1 pseudogene is annotated in these 291 nt (G+C 46.0%); it reads right to left on the reverse strand.

What is annotated here, in order from left to right:
* Positions 1–290 (reverse strand): annotated as a pseudogene (locus AC0QH1_RS00405) (Uma2 family endonuclease); the annotation flags it as partial.
* Position 291 lies beyond the last annotated feature (1 nt).

Here is a 291-nt window from a genome sequence, read left to right on the forward strand (position 1 = left end):
TTGCCTTTCACCCGGGGTTCATTCTGGATATAAAATGCCGAATCGGGTTCGGAACCGCGTGCTAAATCTTCGCGATTCAGGGTAGTCGAACCGGCGCTCAATATTTCGATATCGAGTCGATCGGCTAAGGCATCCACGAATTTTTCTAACATTCGTTTTGGGTTTTCATGCTCTAACAAGGGAGTCATAATTTCCAACAATCCTCGGTCGTAATTCAGGCGGATATTGCGATTGTCTCCCATGTCGGCTAACAATCGTTTGTAAGTGTCCCAGCTAATCTGCTTTAGCAAG

The organism is Phormidium sp. CCY1219 (genome assembly GCF_055795085.1).